Annotated in this window: 15 protein-coding genes; 8 read left to right on the forward strand and 7 right to left on the reverse strand. The window is 54.8% G+C overall.

Annotated elements, in window-relative coordinates:
- Positions 1–145: 145 nt before the first annotated feature.
- From AWR26_RS23480 to AWR26_RS23490, 3 genes are read right to left on the reverse strand one after another with little or no spacing between them, the layout of a single operon-like run.
- A complete protein-coding gene (locus AWR26_RS23480) occupies positions 146–958 on the reverse strand; it encodes a PfkB family carbohydrate kinase (RefSeq protein ID WP_064568735.1) in 813 nt (270 codons plus the stop codon).
- Positions 959–970: 12 nt separating this feature from the next.
- Positions 971–1945 (reverse strand): SIS domain-containing protein, encoded by a 975-nt coding sequence (locus AWR26_RS23485; RefSeq protein WP_064568736.1) that lies wholly within the window; start codon positions 1943–1945, stop codon positions 971–973.
- Between the two features lie 4 nt (positions 1946–1949).
- Positions 1950–2735, reverse strand: a complete 786-nt coding sequence (locus tag AWR26_RS23490; RefSeq protein ID WP_064568737.1) for an ABC transporter substrate-binding protein — start codon at positions 2733–2735, stop codon at positions 1950–1952.
- A gap of 297 nt (positions 2736–3032) precedes the next feature.
- Here AWR26_RS23490 and AWR26_RS23495 point away from each other — a divergent pair, with 297 nt between their 5' ends.
- Positions 3033–3728 carry a GntR family transcriptional regulator gene (locus AWR26_RS23495; RefSeq protein WP_082934159.1) on the forward strand — a complete coding sequence of 232 codons (696 nt, stop codon included), beginning with the start codon at positions 3033–3035 and terminating at the stop codon, positions 3726–3728.
- A 37-nt stretch (positions 3729–3765) separates the two neighbouring features.
- Here the strand turns inward: AWR26_RS23495 and AWR26_RS23500 are convergent, their stop codons facing one another.
- Complete coding sequence (locus tag AWR26_RS23500; protein ID WP_244256216.1) at positions 3766–4566, reverse strand: alpha/beta fold hydrolase; 801 nt, start codon at positions 4564–4566, stop codon at positions 3766–3768.
- Between the two features lie 339 nt (positions 4567–4905).
- Here AWR26_RS23500 and AWR26_RS23505 point away from each other — a divergent pair, with 339 nt between their 5' ends.
- From AWR26_RS23505 to AWR26_RS23515, 3 genes are all read left to right on the forward strand, one after another.
- On the forward strand, positions 4906–6861 hold the full coding sequence (locus AWR26_RS23505; RefSeq protein WP_206062521.1) for a tetratricopeptide repeat protein: 1956 nt from the start codon (positions 4906–4908) through the stop codon (positions 6859–6861).
- Between the two features lie 65 nt (positions 6862–6926).
- Positions 6927–7535, forward strand: coding sequence for a DUF2238 domain-containing protein (locus tag AWR26_RS23510; RefSeq protein ID WP_064568740.1), 609 nt, complete (start codon positions 6927–6929; stop codon positions 7533–7535).
- Between the two features lie 74 nt (positions 7536–7609).
- On the forward strand, positions 7610–8563 hold the full coding sequence (locus AWR26_RS23515) for a nickel/cobalt transporter (RefSeq protein WP_064569098.1): 954 nt from the start codon (positions 7610–7612) through the stop codon (positions 8561–8563).
- A 64-nt stretch (positions 8564–8627) separates the two neighbouring features.
- On the opposite strand, the gene proP is transcribed toward AWR26_RS23515, so the two are convergent.
- Positions 8628–10130, reverse strand: coding sequence for a glycine betaine/L-proline transporter ProP (proP, locus tag AWR26_RS23520; protein ID WP_064568741.1), 1503 nt, complete (start codon positions 10128–10130; stop codon positions 8628–8630).
- Positions 10131–10786: 656 nt separating this feature from the next.
- On the opposite strand from proP, the gene kdgT reads away from it, so the two are divergent.
- Positions 10787–11785: a 2-keto-3-deoxygluconate transporter gene (gene kdgT, locus AWR26_RS23525; protein WP_007372533.1), complete on the forward strand. Its 999-nt coding sequence runs from the start codon at positions 10787–10789 to the stop codon at positions 11783–11785.
- 95 nt (positions 11786–11880) lie between these two features.
- Here kdgT and AWR26_RS23530 read toward each other — a convergent pair whose 3' ends face one another.
- Positions 11881–12753 (reverse strand): diguanylate cyclase regulator RdcB family protein, encoded by an 873-nt coding sequence (locus AWR26_RS23530; RefSeq protein WP_064568742.1) that lies wholly within the window; start codon positions 12751–12753, stop codon positions 11881–11883.
- Positions 12750–15104: a clamp-binding protein CrfC gene (gene crfC / locus AWR26_RS23535; RefSeq protein WP_064568743.1), complete on the reverse strand. Its 2355-nt coding sequence runs from the start codon at positions 15102–15104 to the stop codon at positions 12750–12752. The genes AWR26_RS23530 and crfC overlap by 4 nt, the downstream gene beginning before the upstream one ends.
- Before the next feature lie 605 nt (positions 15105–15709).
- On the opposite strand from crfC, the gene AWR26_RS23540 reads away from it, so the two are divergent.
- From AWR26_RS23540 to phnF, 3 genes are all read left to right on the forward strand, one after another.
- The gene (locus AWR26_RS23540) at positions 15710–16045 is read left to right on the forward strand and encodes a zinc ribbon domain-containing protein YjdM (RefSeq protein WP_007372530.1); all 336 of its coding nucleotides are present in this window, start codon (positions 15710–15712) and stop codon (positions 16043–16045) included.
- Between the two features lie 93 nt (positions 16046–16138).
- Entirely contained in the window at positions 16139–16576 is a 438-nt protein-coding gene (gene yjdN / locus AWR26_RS23545) for a VOC family metalloprotein YjdN (RefSeq protein ID WP_064568744.1), read from the forward strand.
- A 181-nt stretch (positions 16577–16757) separates the two neighbouring features.
- Positions 16758–17483: a phosphonate metabolism transcriptional regulator PhnF gene (phnF, locus tag AWR26_RS23550; RefSeq protein WP_007372528.1), complete on the forward strand. Its 726-nt coding sequence runs from the start codon at positions 16758–16760 to the stop codon at positions 17481–17483.
- Position 17484: the final 1 nt, after the last annotated feature.

Here is a 17484-nt window from a genome sequence, read left to right on the forward strand (position 1 = left end):
ATATTAACGAAACGCCAGCCTTACCGAAGCCGGCATCAAGACTGCTCGTTGAGCAAGACCATCATTTTTGCTGCAAAAACAGCAGAATGAGCGGTTCCCATTAACGAAGGGGAATCCACTCAAAAGCGGAGACACTCCTGCGGGGTTAATAAGCTTCGCCTTCGCCGAAGGCGCCATCCACCAGGCAAATTCTCGCTGCAAAATGCGCAGCAGCCTGCAATGCTGCGGCGATATTACCGTGCTGACGTAAATGGAGCAGAAACGCAGTGATAAACGCATCCCCCGCCCCTAATGTATCCACCGGTGTTACCGTTTCCGGCTCCTGCTGATACCAGTTTTTACCGTCAAACAGGAGTGCGCCTTGCTCGCCACGCGTCGCAACAGCCAAGCTACTGCCTGCCCGCACCGCCTGAACCAGAAGTTCACGTGTTTCTACCAGCGACCATTCCGCACAGGAGAAAAAGGCAGCGTCGAGCCAGCGGCATAACGGCAGCGCCTGCGCAATGACGAAGTCATCTGAGAAATCATATGAAAGCCATCCGGGTAACGTTGCCAGCTCAGGTAGCTGCGCATCAATATAGCTGTAGCTGCTGGTGTGGATCAGCGAGAAATCACGAAGCCAGTCCATCTGTTGCAAAATGAAGTCCATCGATTCCGTCTGACGTACACCGCCGAGGTTCGAACCGAGAAACACCCGTTCCCCTTGCTCAATCGTCAGCCGCGCATAGCCATTTTCACCCGCAACCTGCCGGCAATGACCTATATCGATGCCGAACTTTGCCAGCGTACGCATCACATGGTCAGCCGCTGCATCGTTACCAAAAATACCCAGATAAGCAGCCGATGCATCCAGCATTGCCGCATACACGCTGAAGTTGAGCGCGTTACCTCCTGGATACCGTACACGCCGGTGCTCATATTTATCGACAACGTTGTCGCCTATGCCAATGACTTTCATTGATCGCCGCCCTTAGTAATCCACCACGCCCATATAGCGGCGGGTTGAGAGCGGATGCTGGCGGATATCAGCCAGTGCCGCACGGTAGTCGCACATGATGCTGTAAAACAGCACCGGGTTAAAGTAGTCCACCACGGATGCAGGCAGCGCATTCAGGCCCAACTCTCGGGCATCCACAACCTCGGTTTTGTCGTTGTAACGATTCAGGAACGTCTGCGCACGCTGATCCAGAGCACGTGTGCGGCCTTCATTCATCAGGAGGATAAAGGGTACATGATTATCAGTGACTTCAAATGGACCATGAAAGAACTCCCCGCTATGAATAGAGGCGGCATCGAGACGCTGCATTTCCATCAGTGAGCAGATGGCGAATCCATAGGCATGTCCGTAGGAGGCGCCACTCGAAAGCACATAGAACAGGGACTCATGCTGATAGCGTTCTGCGAACGCGGCGCAACGGGTGGCTACCTTAGCGCGGGCCTGACGGATCACCGTATCGATTTGCGCAAAGCCATGCTGGAAAGCCTGCCATTCGGCAAAGCCTTCCACCTGATACAGCGTATCCACGCACAGGCTGAGGATCAGCGCCATCGGGTTTTCGGTGACAAGCGTATCATCACCCCATTTATATAACAGGTTATGGTCGGCCCATTGCAGCAGTTCCGCTTTCGCATTGTGCGTAAGCGTGATAGTGGCGGCACCACGGTTTTTTGCCAGTTGAGCCGCAGCCACAGACTCCGGCGTGTTGCCGCCATGCGAACAGACAATAACAAGTGACGAGGCACCTAACGCGCGCGGAGCGGCATGCACAAATTCATTGGCAGTCATCATCCATGAGCGCAGATTTTCACTCTGCTCATTGAGGAAATAATGAGCAGGATACATATCTACCAGCGAGCCACCGCAAGCGACCAGGAAAACCTGACGCAGCGGCTTATCCTGAAAATGGCGGCTCATCAGGGAGGTAATGATGGATTGGGTCTGCATGGCGTTAATCACCGTAAATATTGAAATTGAAGTATTTTTTCGCTAAACGATCATAGGTTCCGTTGGCGCGAATCGCAGCGATCGCCTTGTTAAAACGGGCCTGCAAATCTTTATCATCCTGCCGTAACCCGATCCCGGTGCCGGGCCCAAAAATCTCATCATCTTTGACCTGCGGCTGGATTAGCGTGAATTTTTGGCCCTGTGGTTTGCTCAACAGCGCTTCAGTGATCACCACCGCATCATCGAGCGTGCCATCAAGGCGGCCATTAATCAGATCGGCATAGACTGATTCAGCATCCGGATAAGCAACCACCTCAACGCCCGCGTTGCGCCAGTATTTGTTGGCATAACTTTCAAATACCGAACCCTGCTGGACGCCAATACGTTTACCTTTCAGCGATTCCGCCGTGGGGGTGAGTGAACTGCCTTTAGCGGTAACCAGGAATGCGGGAGTATTGAAGAGTTTGTCACTGAAAGAGATGGCTTTTTTACGCTCATCAGTGATCGACAGAGAAGAAAGAATGGCATCAAATTTCTTTGCCTGGAGTGCCGGAATAAGCCCGTCGAAGCTGTTCTGTACCCAGGTGCATTGCACCTTCATCTCCGCGCAAATCGCATTACCAAGGTCGATATCGAAACCGATGAGCTGACCATTGGCATTTTTCGATTCAAACGGTGGGAAGGTCGGGTCGATACCAAAACGCAGTTGGTCCGCAGCCACCGCCGTGTGTATGCAGCCTAACATTGCTATCGCTGAAGCAATCCCGGCGATGGCTTTTTTAATTTTCATAGCTGTTCCCCCAATGTTTAAACATACCAAAAAACATACCATGAAGATTGATATACGCTCGATCTGGCGGATATAGCAACAATAATTCGCGAATAATAACCAAAAAAATTGCCGTGGTATGTTATGCTTAGTGTCACGCCATACCAATATCAATGATATTTGCTTTGTATAATCAACTGATTGATTTCCTATTTTTTGCTTTCCATAACCGAAACAAAACAGACCATGAATAGCCCAGTAAAACAGACCAGAAGGCCGCGCAGGAGCTATCTCGACGCGCGCAAAAAATTACTCGGAATACTCAATTCACCCGATTTCAACAGCGGCGATCAGATCCCCGCAGAGCGCGAGTTAAGCGAACTGTTGGGTATCAGCCGTGTGACAGTGCGAAAAATCATCACCGAATTGATTGACGAAGGCGTGCTGGAAAGACGGGGGAATCAGGGAACCTGGCTGGTCGATACGGCGATTGAACGCCCACTGCAGCCTGCGCTGGGTATCAGTAAAATCCTTGAATTGAATGGCGCAGTGCCCAGCAGCCAGTTGATCTACTTTCATATTTCCGCAGCCAGCGCCCGCATTGCACGGCTGCTGCACATTGAAGAGGGCGATCCATTAGTGATGCTCAAACGCCTGCGCCTGGCTGACGGACACCCTTTCTGCATTGAAACCAGTTACTTACCTCAAGCCCGCGTCGCGGGTTTGAGCGCTGATATGTTAGAAAAAGAAGGCTCTCTTTATCGCCTGTTGGCTGAGCGTTACGCTATTCATGATGTTTACGATGAAGGGACCATCCGGGCAGCGGCGATGAGTGAAGAGGAGCATCAACTGTTGCAGGCAAAGCCAGAGAGCCCGGCGCTGGTCTACCGTGGTGTGATATACGATAGCCAGCATCAGCCGATTGAGTATCTGGTCTCGGTTAATCATCCGCAACGCGTCGCTTTCCGCATCAATGGTGGCCTGAAGGAAGTTAACCTTCACGCTGGGACATAATACAAAAATAACCGGCAGCCGATTTTCACGTTCTGCCTCAATCGCGGCACGTTGGCAGCCTGGTCAGCAAATCCGGCCACTGAGCCGCCCAGTCACTGCCGTGGCGCATGCCTGGAACCGGTATCACCTGCGCACAGCGCGTCCCTGTCGCCTGCTGGAAACGCTGCGTCACCGACAGCGGCACCGTGCTATCTTCCGTGCCGCTGAAATGGATCTGCGGCAACGCGGAAAGCTGCGGCGCGACATCTATCGCGCTGGCGGCATCCGGCATGGCCGAAACATGATGGATCTGGTTCACCATCGCCACATCGAGGTTCCCGGCCACTGTTCGTAACGATCGTACGTCGTGCCGACGTGCCGCCAGCTGCGCCGCAATGGTTGCGCCGCCGGAGTAGCCAATCAGTTCCAGTTGCACACCCGGCATGCGGCTGACAAAGCGGCTCAGCGCTTCATCCATGGCGGCAATCACTTGCGGCGCGAAGCGTTTGTCCGTCCACCACTCCACGGTGCATTCTGCGGGTAACGGTGGGCCAATATACTGGCACGGGCGCGCCAGATAGAGCACATCAGGCGAATTATCCGCCGCAGCCAGTTCTAATCCGACCGGGTTGCGTGGCGTGGGATCGCTTGACGGCTGCGTCCGGCTTACCCAGGCAAAACCATCTCCTTCGATATAGACACGCAACACCTTTGCTGACGGTGTCGTTTTACTGAAAGTCCGCAGCAGAAAGCGGCTTGTTTGCACATTTTCGCTGCTCATACCTGCTCGTTGCGCTAACGCGCTGGCAGAAATTCGCGCATCCCGATCGGCGCATCCGCAGGCCAGAAAAACCAGCATTATCAGCATTCCGGGGCGCAAATTTTTACAGATATTGATCATGCGTTTTTCACTTAATCAGCGTACGTCGGTTATACCATGTGCAATCAGGCGGCAATGAAACGAGTGCGACCAGCAGGCCTGGCGCCGTTGATTCTCGTAATACTATCGGCACCATCAGAACAGAGCTTCACTTCTGCGTCCGTTATGTCAGCATCGTCAGCCCTGATAAAGTATGTGTAAGATGCGATTGGTCGGGCGAGCGCTATCAGCGCAGACTTACAGCCCGTGCTGATAAATATATTCTGCACAACCCTAACCTGCCGCAGCGGCTCCCGTTTTTGCTTTGATGGTTTCTCTATGACAACACAGATGACATTGCAGGAAGCGCTCCGCCTTGCGTGGCAACACTGGAATGCAGGACAAGCGCCGCAGGCCGAACACTACTGCCGCCAGATCCTCGCACAACACGCTGGCCAGCCGGATGCGCTGCATCTGCTCGGGCTTATCGCCCACGCCTGCGGTCATCTTGATCGCGCCATCGCCCATCTGCGCGAAGCCTGTTCAGCCCCGCAATTCTCCGCGCTCTACGCCAGCAATCTGGCGGAAATGTACCGGCAAAAGGGCGAGCGCGCCGAAGGTGAACATTGGGCACGAAAAGCCATCAGCCTCGATCCCACGCTGGTCAACGGCTGGAACAACCTTGGTATTTTGTTGCAGGAGCAGGAAAAGCTGGTTGAGAGCGTGCTGTGCCTGGAAAAAGTCGTGGCGCTGACGCCGGGTGCTGCGCAGGCGCACGGGAACCTGGCCAACACTTTGCGTCGTCTCGGCCGCGTTGATGATGCGCTGGCCCATTATCAACGCGCGCTGGCGCTCGCGCCGGATGAGCCGTCAATCCATAACAATGTTGCCGGGCTGCTGCTTGATAGCGGAAATACGGAACAGGCGTTGGCCCACTGCCAGCGTGCGTTACAACAGGAGCCTAGGCTGGTCGGCGGCTGGATGACTCTGGTCAACATTTACCTTGCGCGCGGCGATCTTACGGCCGCAGAGCAGGCGCTGGTGCGTTTGCAGGGGCTGGCGCCGCAGCACCCGGCAACCCAGCAAAAACAGGCGCAGTTACGGCAGTTGCAGGGGCGTAATCGCCAGGCCGCCCCGGCCGACTTCAGCGGCGTGTTGCAACAGGTTCAGCCGTTACTTGATGAAGGCCGCTATCTTGCCGCCGAAACGCTGCTGCGCCCGTTTGTCAGCAGCGGTAATGGGCCGCTGGCCATCTGGCAACGGCTGGCGCTGGCGCTGCGGGCGCAAGGCAAGCTGGAAGAGACGCTGGCGATCCAGAAAATGCTGGTTGATCATCTGCCCGGCGATGCGGTAGCGCGTTTTGATCTGGCCGAAACCCTGCTGCTGACCGGCGATCTGCCAAACGGCTGGCGTGAATACCGCCACCGCTATCAGATGCCGCATACCCGTGACATGTCGCGGCGGGTACAGCAGGCACCGCGCTGGCAAGGCCAGCCGCTGCCCGGCAAAACGCTGCTGATTTTCGATGAACAAGGGTTCGGCGATACGCTGCAATTCATCCGCTTTGTACAGCAGGCAAAGCGCCAGAGCCTGGCGCGCATCGTGCTGGATGTGCATCCGCAGTTGCTGGCGCTGATACGCCGCGCCTTTCCCGATGAACAGGTGCTCGGCCGCGGCGAATTGCCCCCGGCATTTGACGCCTATTGCGAACTGATGGATCTGCCCGGCTTGTTAAATATTCAACTGGCGGATTTACCGGCCGCGACCGGTTATCTGCATGCCGATCCGCAGCGGCTGGCGCACTGGCAGGCGCGTCTTGCCGGGTTGCCGCGCCCGTGGGTGGCGCTGGTATGGGCCGGTCGCCCGACGCACGTCAATGACCGCCGCCGCTCGCTGTCCCTGGCGCAATTTGCGCCGTTCGTCCGTACGGATGCCACTTTTCTGTTGATCCAGAAAGGCGACGCCAGCCAGCAAACACCGCCGGAAGGGATGCGGGCTGAAGCGCTCAGCGCGGAAATTGAGGATTTCGATGACACGGCGGCCATTCTGTCGCTGGCGGACCTTCTGATCTCCGTGGACTCCTCGCCGGTACATCTGGCCGGTGCGTTGCAGCGCCCCTGCTGGACGCTGCTGCCATTTATTCCGGACTGGCGCTGGTTGATGCAGCGGGACGACTCACCGTGGTATCCCGGCATGCGACTGTTCCGCCAGCCCGCCATTGACGACTGGGCAACCACGCTGGAGAACACCGCCAGCGCCTTGCAGGCCTGGATAGAAACGCCGCGCGAAGGATGAGCCTTATTGTTTTCTAACGCTTTTGCGACGATAGTGACCTTTTTGCCGAAACGGACATTTCGCTGATGAAGCCTGTGAATCGCACTGCGCTGAACACGGCAGCGTTTCTGCTGCTGTTGATCCTTCTCTATACCGGTCTCTGTGCCAAAGATCGTACCACCTGGCTGATGGAAGTGGTTCCCGTGCTGATCGTGGTGCCGCTGCTGCTCGCCACCTGGCGGCGCTATCCGCTCACTTCGCTGCTCTATGTGCTGATTTTCTTCCATGCCATCATCCTGATGGTTGGCGGTATGTACACCTACGCTAAAGTGCCCATTGGTTTTGATGTGCAGCACTTATTCGGCCTGAGCCGCAACCCCTACGATAAGCTCGGCCACTTCTTTCAGGGGCTGGTGCCTGCGCTTGCGGCGCGGGAGATCCTGCTGCGTGGGCAGTACGTGCGCGGCGGCAAGATGCTCGACTTTATTGTCTGCTGCATCGCGCTGGCCATCAGCGCCACCTATGAACTGATCGAGTGGTGGGCGGCGCTGGCGATGGGCCAGGGCGCCGATGAGTTTCTCGGTACGCAGGGCGATCCCTGGGATACGCAGTCGGATATGTTCTGCGCCCTGCTCGGTTCGCTGACCACCGTATTGCTGCTGGGGCGCTGGCATACACACTTGCTTAAAAAGTAAAACGTGCGATGAGGGTGGAGGCGGATATCTTCGCCGCCTATACTGCGGAAATCATTCCCAATCCCCTGAATTCTATGACCACGCAAATTCTGACCCGCGACTGGCGATGGCCGGTCGCCTTCGCTGTGCTGGCGGTAGCGGTAGCGGCTTTGTTCACGCTGCACACCCACTGGGCGGCATTTCTGCAATGGTGCCTGGCAACGCAAATCACCCTGCACCGTTACCTGGTCATGTATCTGCTTCAGCTCAATAACCACCAATATAGCGGCGGAGTATGGCTGCTGGTCGGCGCGTTTTTTTATGGCGTACTGCATGCTGTCGGGCCAGGCCACGGCAAATTTATCGTGACAACCTATCTCAGCACGAATAACGAAAGCCAGACCGCCGCGCGCGTCATCCCGGTACTGGGTAGCCTGATGCAGGGCGTCAGCGCCATTCTGTTTGTCTTCGTGCTGGCGGTCGGCTTTAACCTCGCCTCCGGCGATCTCAGTGAAAGCCGCTGGTACGTGGAGAAAGTCAGCGCCGTAATGATTGGCGGCTTCGGTGCGTATGTGGCGTGGAATGCCGCGAAAAGCCTGCGGCCACGCACCCTGAAATTCAACGCGTTTACCCCGCTACATCAACATGACGCCGATTGCGGCTGCGGCCATCATGGCGTCGGTGCCAGCACGCAGGGCGACTGGAAAACCCGCCTCGGCGTGATCCTCGCCATTGGCGCGCGGCCGTGCAGCGGGGCAATCATGATTTTACTGTTCTCGAACGCGCTCGGCATTGTGAGCTGGGGGATTGCGGCGGTGATGACCATGGCGATTGGCACCGCGCTGTCAATTCTCGGCCTGTCGCTGGCCGTGCGCTATGCGCGCAACCGGACAGCCACCTTTTTTGGCGACGACACAAGCCAGATGCGCTGGCTGGTACCCGTGCTCAAAATGGCCGGTGGCGTGGCGCTGATACTGTTTGCCGTGGTGCTGTTCCTGACGGTGATCCCGGTCAGCGCGAACGGCGATTTTATTGCCGCAGGTTGTTAAGCAGCACCTTTATGCTGCGCCAAAAAAAAGACCCTGACGGGTCTTTTTTGTCTGGCAATAATGCTTACTCGTTGATGCGCGGATGTTGATCCACCAGACGCGCACGCTTCGCCTGCAACTCGGCGATCTCCGCGTCGATATCTTCGATTTTCTGTTCGATATTGTCGTGGTGCTCGCGCAGGATCTCTTTCGCTTCCTGAATATCCGATGCAGCGGGCGTCGCGCCTTTCAGCGGGCGGTTCGCGGTCTCTTTCATCGTCAGGCCGGTAATCAGGCCAATCACCGCCACAATCATCAGGTAGTAAGCGGGCATTAACAGATTCTCTGAGCTTTCTACCAGCCAGGCCGTCAGGGTCGGCGTCAGACCGGCAATCAGAATCGAAATGTTAAAAGCGCTCGCCAGCGCACTGTAGCGAATATGCGTCGGGAACATGGCGGGCAGCGTAGAAGCCATCACGCCGGTAAAGCAGTTGAGGATCACCGCCAGCAGCAGCAGGCCCGCGAAAATCAAGCCAATCACATTGCTGTTAATCAGAATAAAGCACGGAACGGCGAGGGCAAACAGCGCCACGCTGCCCAGCAGCACGAACGGGCGGCGGCCAAAGCGGTCACTCAGCAGCCCCATCACCGGCTGGACAAACAGCATACCAATCATGATAGCGATGATGATCAACACGCCGTGATCTTCCGAGTAGTGCAGGTTATGCGACAGGTAGCTCGGCATATAGGTCAGCAGCATGTAGTAAGTGACGTTGGTGGAAATCACCAGGCCAATACAGGTCAACAGCGAGCGCCAGTGTTTGGTGGCAATCTCTTTAAACGAAACTTTCGGCCCCTCTTGCAGCCCCTGACGATCGCCCTGCTCCAGCTTATCGACATGCTGCTGGAACGCCGGGGTCTCTTCCAGCGCGTGGCGCAGATAGAGGCCGATAATGCCGAGCGGCAGCGCCAGGAAGAACGGAATACGCCAGCCCCAGTCCAGGAAGTTCTCTTCGCCCACCACGGTGGAGAGCAGCACGACCACGCCCGCGCCAAGCACAAAACCGGCAATCGAACCAAAGTCCAGCCAGCTTCCCATAAAACCGCGTTTGCGATCCGGGGAGTACTCCGCAACAAAGATCGACGCGCCGGTATACTCGCCGCCGACGGAGAAACCCTGCGCCATCTTACACAGCAGCAGCAGAATCGGCGCCCAGATGCCTATCGTGGCGTAAGAGGGAATCAGCCCGATACAGAAGGTACTGATCGACATGATGACAATGGTGATGGCGAGGATTTTCTGTCGCCCGTACTTATCACCCAACATACCGAAGAACAGACCGCCCAGCGGGCGAATCAAGAAGGGAACGGAGAATGTCCCGAGCGCAGCAATCATCTGTACGCTGGGGTTTGCATCGGGGAAGAACACCTTACCAAGGGCGTAGGCGACAAAGCCATAGACGCCGAAATCAAACCACTCCATCGCATTACCGAGTGAAGCGGCGGTAATCGCTTTGCGCAATTTCGCATCGTCAATGATGGTCACATCGCGCAATGTAATGGGTTTAACTTTTTTCCTTTTTAACATGCATATTTTCCTCTTTAGCTTGCGCCCTGAACCACCCGACGCGTATCCCTGCCGGGCGTTTTTACAGCTTTTCAGCCTTCCTGTTCAAGCGTAGCAGGTTTACTTACACTGGCTTTTTCCGCCGTACAACCGAACCTGTTGACGCCTGTTGGGCAATGAATGACTTATTTACCCTAACAGGGTTTAAAAGTGTGATCAAATTCACACAGTTTTACCCACTGATATTCAGCCTCTCCTTTTCATCCCCTGCGTGCCTTTTTCCACAGCACAACGCGGCTTATATCCACGCAAACCCCAGGATTTATCACGGTCGTAATTATTACTTTGCTAGTGTCCTTTCTGCTCTATTTTCGTCACAACCTAATTACATCTCCAATAACAGAAATAACACCAACAAGCTTTTATACGGAATATGTGATCAATATAACTAAAACATTGTTTTATTCTTATTGAATCAATATTCCATAGAAAGCATGATACGCCCATAAAAAGCGGAGCTAAGAAATGTCTTGCAAGGATTGTCCGCCAATTTTAGCGCGTTCCGCGCAAGTCGGTAGTGAACATTTAACGAGCAACGCTATTTAACCAGCTGAATTGAAAGCTATTAACTTCCAGTTTTCCTCGTTCATGATAATGACGAGCAGTGAGGACTCTTTATGAAAATTAAGGCCACGATTGAACGTATCCCTGGCGGGATGATGCTGGTTCCGCTGTTGCTGGGGGCAATTCTGAATACACTGGCACCGGATACCGGGGCTTATTTCGGCTCATTCACCAAGGGCATGATTAGCGGTACGGTGCCGATTCTTGCAGTCTGGTTCTTCTGTATTGGCGCCTCCATTGATTTGCGTGCAACCGGCACCGTATTACGTAAATCAGGCACGCTGGTACTGACCAAAATCGCCGTGGCCTGGCTCGTGGCGATGATCGCCGCGTCATTTATTCCGGACAGCGGAATTCAGACTGGTTTCTTTGCCGGACTTTCGGTGCTGGCGCTGGTTTCCGCCATGGATATGACCAACGGCGGTCTGTATGCCAGCCTGATGAACCAGTACGGCAGCAAAGAAGAATCGGGCGCTTTCGTTCTGATGTCGCTGGAGTCCGGCCCGCTGATGACCATGGTGATCCTCGGTTCCGCTGGCCTCGCTTCTTTTGAACCCCACCACTTTGTTGGCGCGGTTCTGCCGTTCCTGATTGGTTTTGCGCTGGGTAACCTCGATCACGATCTGCGGGCTTTCTTCAGCAAAGCAACGCCGGTACTGATCCCGTTCTTCGGCTTCGCGCTGGGTAACACCATCAACCTGAGCGTGATTATGCAGACCGGTCTGCTGGGCATTTTCCTCGGCGTTGCAGTCATCATCATTACCGGTATTCCGCTGATTATTGCCGACCGCGTGATCGGCGGCGGTAACGGTACGGCCGGCGTTGCCGCCTCTTCAGCCGCCGGTGCGGCAGTGGCGAACCCGGTGATTATTGCGCAGATCAACCCGGCGTTTGAACCGGTTGCCGCCTCCGCAACGGCGTTAGTTGCCGCGAGTGTGATTGTGACGGCGATTCTGGTGCCGATTATCACCGCCCTGTATGCCAAACGCTTTGGCAATCCAGCGCAAGCCGCAGACCGCGCAGAGAAACCGGTCGAATCCACCGGGCATTAATAGTGCATAAAAAAAGCCCCTTGCGGGGCTTTTTGCTGTTCGCTATGTCCTGCGATTACCAGCCCGACCGGCCAGACAATTGCAGGGCACACCGTTTACTCGCCGAAGATCTCTTCCACCATCGCCGTAGCGATACGAGACGCCGAACAGAGACGCGGCATGCCGAGGGCTACGGTCTGCCAGCTCTGCGTGACCGACCAGCAAATAGGATGACGTTCGGCATCGCACCAGTCGCCAAGCCAGCCGAGTAAATCCTTATAATCCATCAGCCCCGGCGTGGAAGGTGTTGCCAGCCATTGATGATAAAAATGGCGGGTCGCCGGTGAGGCATTGATCCCCTGCGCCAGAAAATCGGCGGCCATGGCGCATAAATTGTCTTTCAGCATTTGCGCCACATCTTCATTGCCCAGACGACAGGCATCGCCGAAAGCGCCCCAACGCAGCTCCTCCAGCGCCACATAACAGCGCCCGGCCATCGACCAGCCGTTGTAGTTTCCGGCGCGCCAGTGGGCAAAAACCTGTTCGCTGTGATGTCCGGCCTGTACCGCCAGCCCACGTTGCGTCAGCGCTTTCTCTTTCCAGGCGGCGCGCTGGCTGAAGTGGTTCAACAACTCTTCATACTGTTGTGCGCTGCCGGGGTTTGCCGGGCGCCGTTCCGCCTGCTGCAAGGCGCTAAGCCGCTGGGTAATGCGCGTAAGTGCCAGATGACCGGGGTCGAGCATGCTCGCCAGCTTCTCCGCCAGCCCTAAACGTAAGGTATCGTTTTCATTTAATACGCCGGACATCGCCCACGGCCGCAGTTGAGTTTGCGCCATGATCTCTTGCGTCAGGCGTTCACGAAATAACTGCTGCTGAGGCACAATTGGCGACTGGCGCGCAGCGTCTGCGCCCTGTACCAGATCAACGATAAATTTTGGATGAATACACTCAAGCACCCGTCCGGGGCCATCCAGAAGTTGATTTTTCATGGCTGCTCTGCTGCGAATAAGGTTTGTATATCGTCGCGTAACAGCCGGGCATCTTCATGGATCCAGTTAGCCGTCCTGATGCTCTGTTGCAGTTGCTGACGCAACATTAGCACTGATGATTCGTTTTGCTGACGTATCGCCAGGCTGTCACGCAAACTTTCCTGTAGTCCCGCAAGACTTAACGAGAATTCGGCGAAAAATGTCGCCATCCCTGCCGTAACAGAAACATCGACCTGCGCTGCCAAAGCTTTACGAATTTGTTCACAAAAATGAGCCACATGGCCGATCAGCTTTTTATGCAGCGCGGCAATATCAATCACGTAACGGGTGCGGGTAGCGACATAATCATCCCAACCCCAACCGGGGTTATTTAACCAGCGCGACACCGTTTCCCGCATACTGCCGGAACGCGGCGCCTGCCCGGCAGGCGTATCTTCCGGGGCGATCACATTGGTAAACAGGGAACGGGTATTAAAGTTAAGCGCGCTGGGCTGGAACGCCGGGAAACTGATACGCGCGCGGAAACCGGCATGGTTAAGCTCTTCTTTAATACGCGTTTCAATCGGGCGCATGGCATCGTTCAGCGAACGCGTCAGCGTATTTTCCAGCTCATCAAAACGCAGCGCCAGTTCACGGCTGATGCGCTCCTGCGCCGCCAGCAGAATGGTTTCACAGGCCGAACGGATCTTGCTGAGGGCAATTTGCGCCTGGCCTTCGTTTTCCAGCACCAGTTGATCGGGGTTATACCCTTCATCAAGACGCAAATCAGCCTTACCGTCGCCCAACGCCTCCATCATCTGCCCATCGTGAAACCAGGCATCAATGGCTTCAACAATTTCGAACTGCTGGCCGTGGATAAAGATCTCCGCGGCCGCCAGCGCCTCTTCGACTTCATGTTCTATCTCGTCGCTAACGGACGCCTGGCTGGTGCGCAGCAGCGTCATATCCTCTTCCAGCCGGGTAATATTTTGCTCCAGTTGCTCGTAAGCCACCGTCAGCCCCTGATAGCGAAAATCGAGATATTCGCGCGCACTCTGGGTGTAATTGAGCAGCTTATGCGATGCAGAACGCAGCGCGTACAGCGAGGCATTGGCATGCGCGGCGTGCAGTAACTTACGGATCGGCTTCTCAAACAGCGAATCTTCCCACAGCAGCTCTGCTGCGTGATGAATATGCTCAATATCGTCCAGATCGGCGGTGCGCCAGCGGCGGCCCAGCGCCGCTTCGGCAAAATCCTGCACCCAGCGCTGCTCTTGCGGATCCGGCAACTGACCGCGATGTTTTAACTCATGGCGCGCGCGGTTAGCCAGATATCCCCACATGGAAGAGACCGGAAAGATCTGCGTCGGGTTGATATTGCCTTTCATTAACGTTCCGGAAATCAGCGCCCGCACCTGCTCTTCGTCATCGCTGTTACGATCTTTCTGATCGAATTTATTCACTAACGCGTACAGCGGCACCGAACGCCCCACCGCAGAAATCGCGCGGCGTACCTCTTCATCGGAGATAGATTTAAGCTGGGTGTAATCCATTACCGCCAGCACGGCGGAGGCGCGCGCCAACTGTTCGTTGAGCATTTTTTGCAGATGCGGCTGACCGGCTTCATTCGGCCCGGGAGTATCCAGCAACGTGAGCTGGCCGAGTTGGTTCTCCAGCCCGGCCAGATGCACGAACTCCACTTCAATCACCGGAATATGTTCAATCGCCGCGTAAGCAGAGAAGGGAAAATCCACATCCAGCGCTTTCGACAGGCGCACCAGGTCGTTGAGGCTTTTTAAGCAGTGGAAAATAGGTTGTGCACCGAGATAGTGCTTATCAAATGCATCGCCTTGCGCAATACGATCCAGCAGCGCAGCCATGTCTTTATCGATCTCGAGCTGCTGCGCCAGCTTTTCCCGGTCATAGTTGAACAGCCGGGTTTGCAGTTGTTGCGCAAGCGCGTCAATCGGGCCGACATGGGAGAAATGCAGGATCGGCTCTTTCTGACCCGGCGTATGGCGAATAAGCGTCGGCAACGCGGTCATCGGCCGGTTGCGGTTGGGCAATACTTCCGTACCCACGATCGCATTAATCGTGGTGGATTTGCCGGCCTTCATAGTACCGACGATCGCCAGCACCATCTCCAACCGGGTGATTTTCCGTAATTCGTTATGCAGCGTCGCCTGTTGCGCCTCTACGCCGCGGGCGCTGAAATGCAAAGGCAGCACATTGGCATTTTCTGCCTTACCGACCGCGTTCGTCTCATCAAACGTCGCTGTCGGCATTTTTTTCAGTGCCTGGAGATTATGCAGTGAAAGTTGTAACAACCTTTCTGCTTCCTGGCTTAATTCAAAAATTGTTTGTGTGTGCATGACAAAAGTCTTTCCTTAACGCAAATTTTCTTACTTTTATTTAGCCGGAATGTTTTATTAGTGAAGTTTCGGCTTTTATAATTACGTGTGGAAAATATCTTCGAAAAGATAAACACCTGATGATAATCAGGAAAATATAATTTTTTCTCTCAAAAAATGGCAGCGTCACACCTCCGGCTTTTAAAGACCAGAGAGTTAGAGCGTAGCTCATTTTCAGGAACAAACAGGATATATCGTCATTATTTACCCACCCGATTTGATAGGAAATTATCTGTCGTTGAGACAGACATAGTAGGCATGACAGTTTAGTTATCTAATGGCACCGTATACTACACGCCACCATATCTGAATTACTAAATGGTGGCAATTTCCGCCATAAAATATTCTAAATATTATCTCAGGAAGTTTGCTTCCGGCCTTTCTGCGATAAGCATCGCTTAAGCGAATGACAGGTTATGTCACCAGCTACACTTTTTTTATCCTCACGCCTGGAAAATAATAACAACGGCAATTGTGCGGTTTTGCTGTATAATTGCAGTCTTTCAGGCATTGTGCCTTTTGTGCTGGCCACCGCCAGCGTTGTATGTTCTTTTGAGGAAATCCCTATGCAACTCCCCCACTGTCCAAAATGTAATTCCGAATACACCTATGAAGATAATGGCATGTTCATTTGCCCGGAATGCGCTCACGAGTGGAACAATGCTGAACCGGCACACGACGCCGATGAATTAATCGTCAAGGATGCCAATGGCAATCTGCTGGCCGACGGCGATAGCGTAACGGTAATTAAAGATTTGAAAGTAAAAGGCAGTTCTTCAATGTTGAAGATTGGCACCAAAGTTAAAAATATTCGTCTGGTCGAAGGCGATCATAATATCGATTGTAAAATCGACGGCTTCGGTCCGATGAAACTGAAATCAGAATTCGTTAAAAAGAACTGATGATTCGGCGGGAAGTTCATTCTTCCCGCCTGGCTTTCTTTCACTTTCCCCCGCTACACTCAATGGCAGATTTCGTTACCAGAGGTAATGATTATGCCGCTCAGTCCCTACATCTCTTTTTCAGGCCAGTGCAACGACGCCATTCAGTTCTACCAGCAGGCTTTGCAGGCCGAATTACTCTATAAAATCACCTTCGGCGAAATGCCCAATCCCCCGGAAACGAATGATGATGGCTGTGCCGCCGGGTACGCGTTTGCCGAAAGCGATATTGCTCACGCCAGCCTGCACATCGCCGGTAGTGAGATCATGATGAGCGACGGCAAACAAGGCGCTGCAGCGTACGCCGGTTTTACCTTAAGCCTCGCCACCCAGGATATCGCACAGGGCAAAGCCTGGTTTGACGCTCTTGCCGCCGAAGGCCATATCACGATGCCCTGGCAGGAAACCTTCTGGGCGCAGGGTTTTGGCATGGTGACGGATAAATTCGGCATCCCGTGGATGGTCAACGTCGCCAAACCGCAGCAAGCCTGATTCGCAGCACATTCCCCAACGGGAGCCGTCAGCGGCTCCTTTTTTTTGCCCATTGCGGATCACTATTCATCTCCCAGCAACGATTGCATAACCCAAATGAAACATTAGTCCGCCAGCATGGACTCACGCTGTGATGACTGCCATAAGGTAGCCGTTTTTTACCCGTGAGGTTCAGATGACCATGCACTTGTCCAGACATCCGACCAGCTATCCCACACGCTATCAGGAGATTGCCGCAAGGCTGGAGCAGGAGTTGCGAAATAACTATCGCTGCGGCGACTGGCTGCCAGCGGAACAGCAACTGGCCGCACGCTTTGAGGTGAATCGCCACACTTTACGCCGCGCTATCGATCAACTGGTGGAGAAAGGCTGGGTGCAGCGCCGCCAGGGCATCGGCGTGCTGGTGCTGATGCGACCGTTTGATTACCCACTCAATGCCCAGGCGCGCTTTAGCCAGAACCTGCTCGATCAGGGCAGCCATCCCACCAGCGAACGCCTGCTGGCGGTACTGCGCCCGGCCTCCGAGCATATCGCCGATGCGTTAGGCATCAGCGAAGGCGACAACGTGGTGCATTTACGTACCCGCCGCCGGGTGAATGGCGTCGCCCTCTGTCTTATTGATCACTACTTCGCCGATCTCACGCTGTGGCCGCTGCTGCAACAGTTCGACCACGGTTCGCTGCATGACTTTTTGCGTGAACGCGCGGGGATCAGCCTGAAACGCACCCAGACGCGCATCAGCGCACGTCGTGCGCAGGTGAAAGAGAGCCGCTGGCTGGAGATTCCCAATATGGCACCTCTGCTCTGCGTGCGCACCCTTAACCATCGCGAAGGCGACGTCAACGCGACGGAGTACTCCGTCAGCCTGACCCGCGCCGACATGATCGAATTCACCATGGAGCACTGAG

The sequence above is a fragment of the Kosakonia oryzae genome (assembly GCF_001658025.2).
GTDB lineage: Bacteria > Pseudomonadota > Gammaproteobacteria > Enterobacterales > Enterobacteriaceae > Kosakonia > Kosakonia oryzae.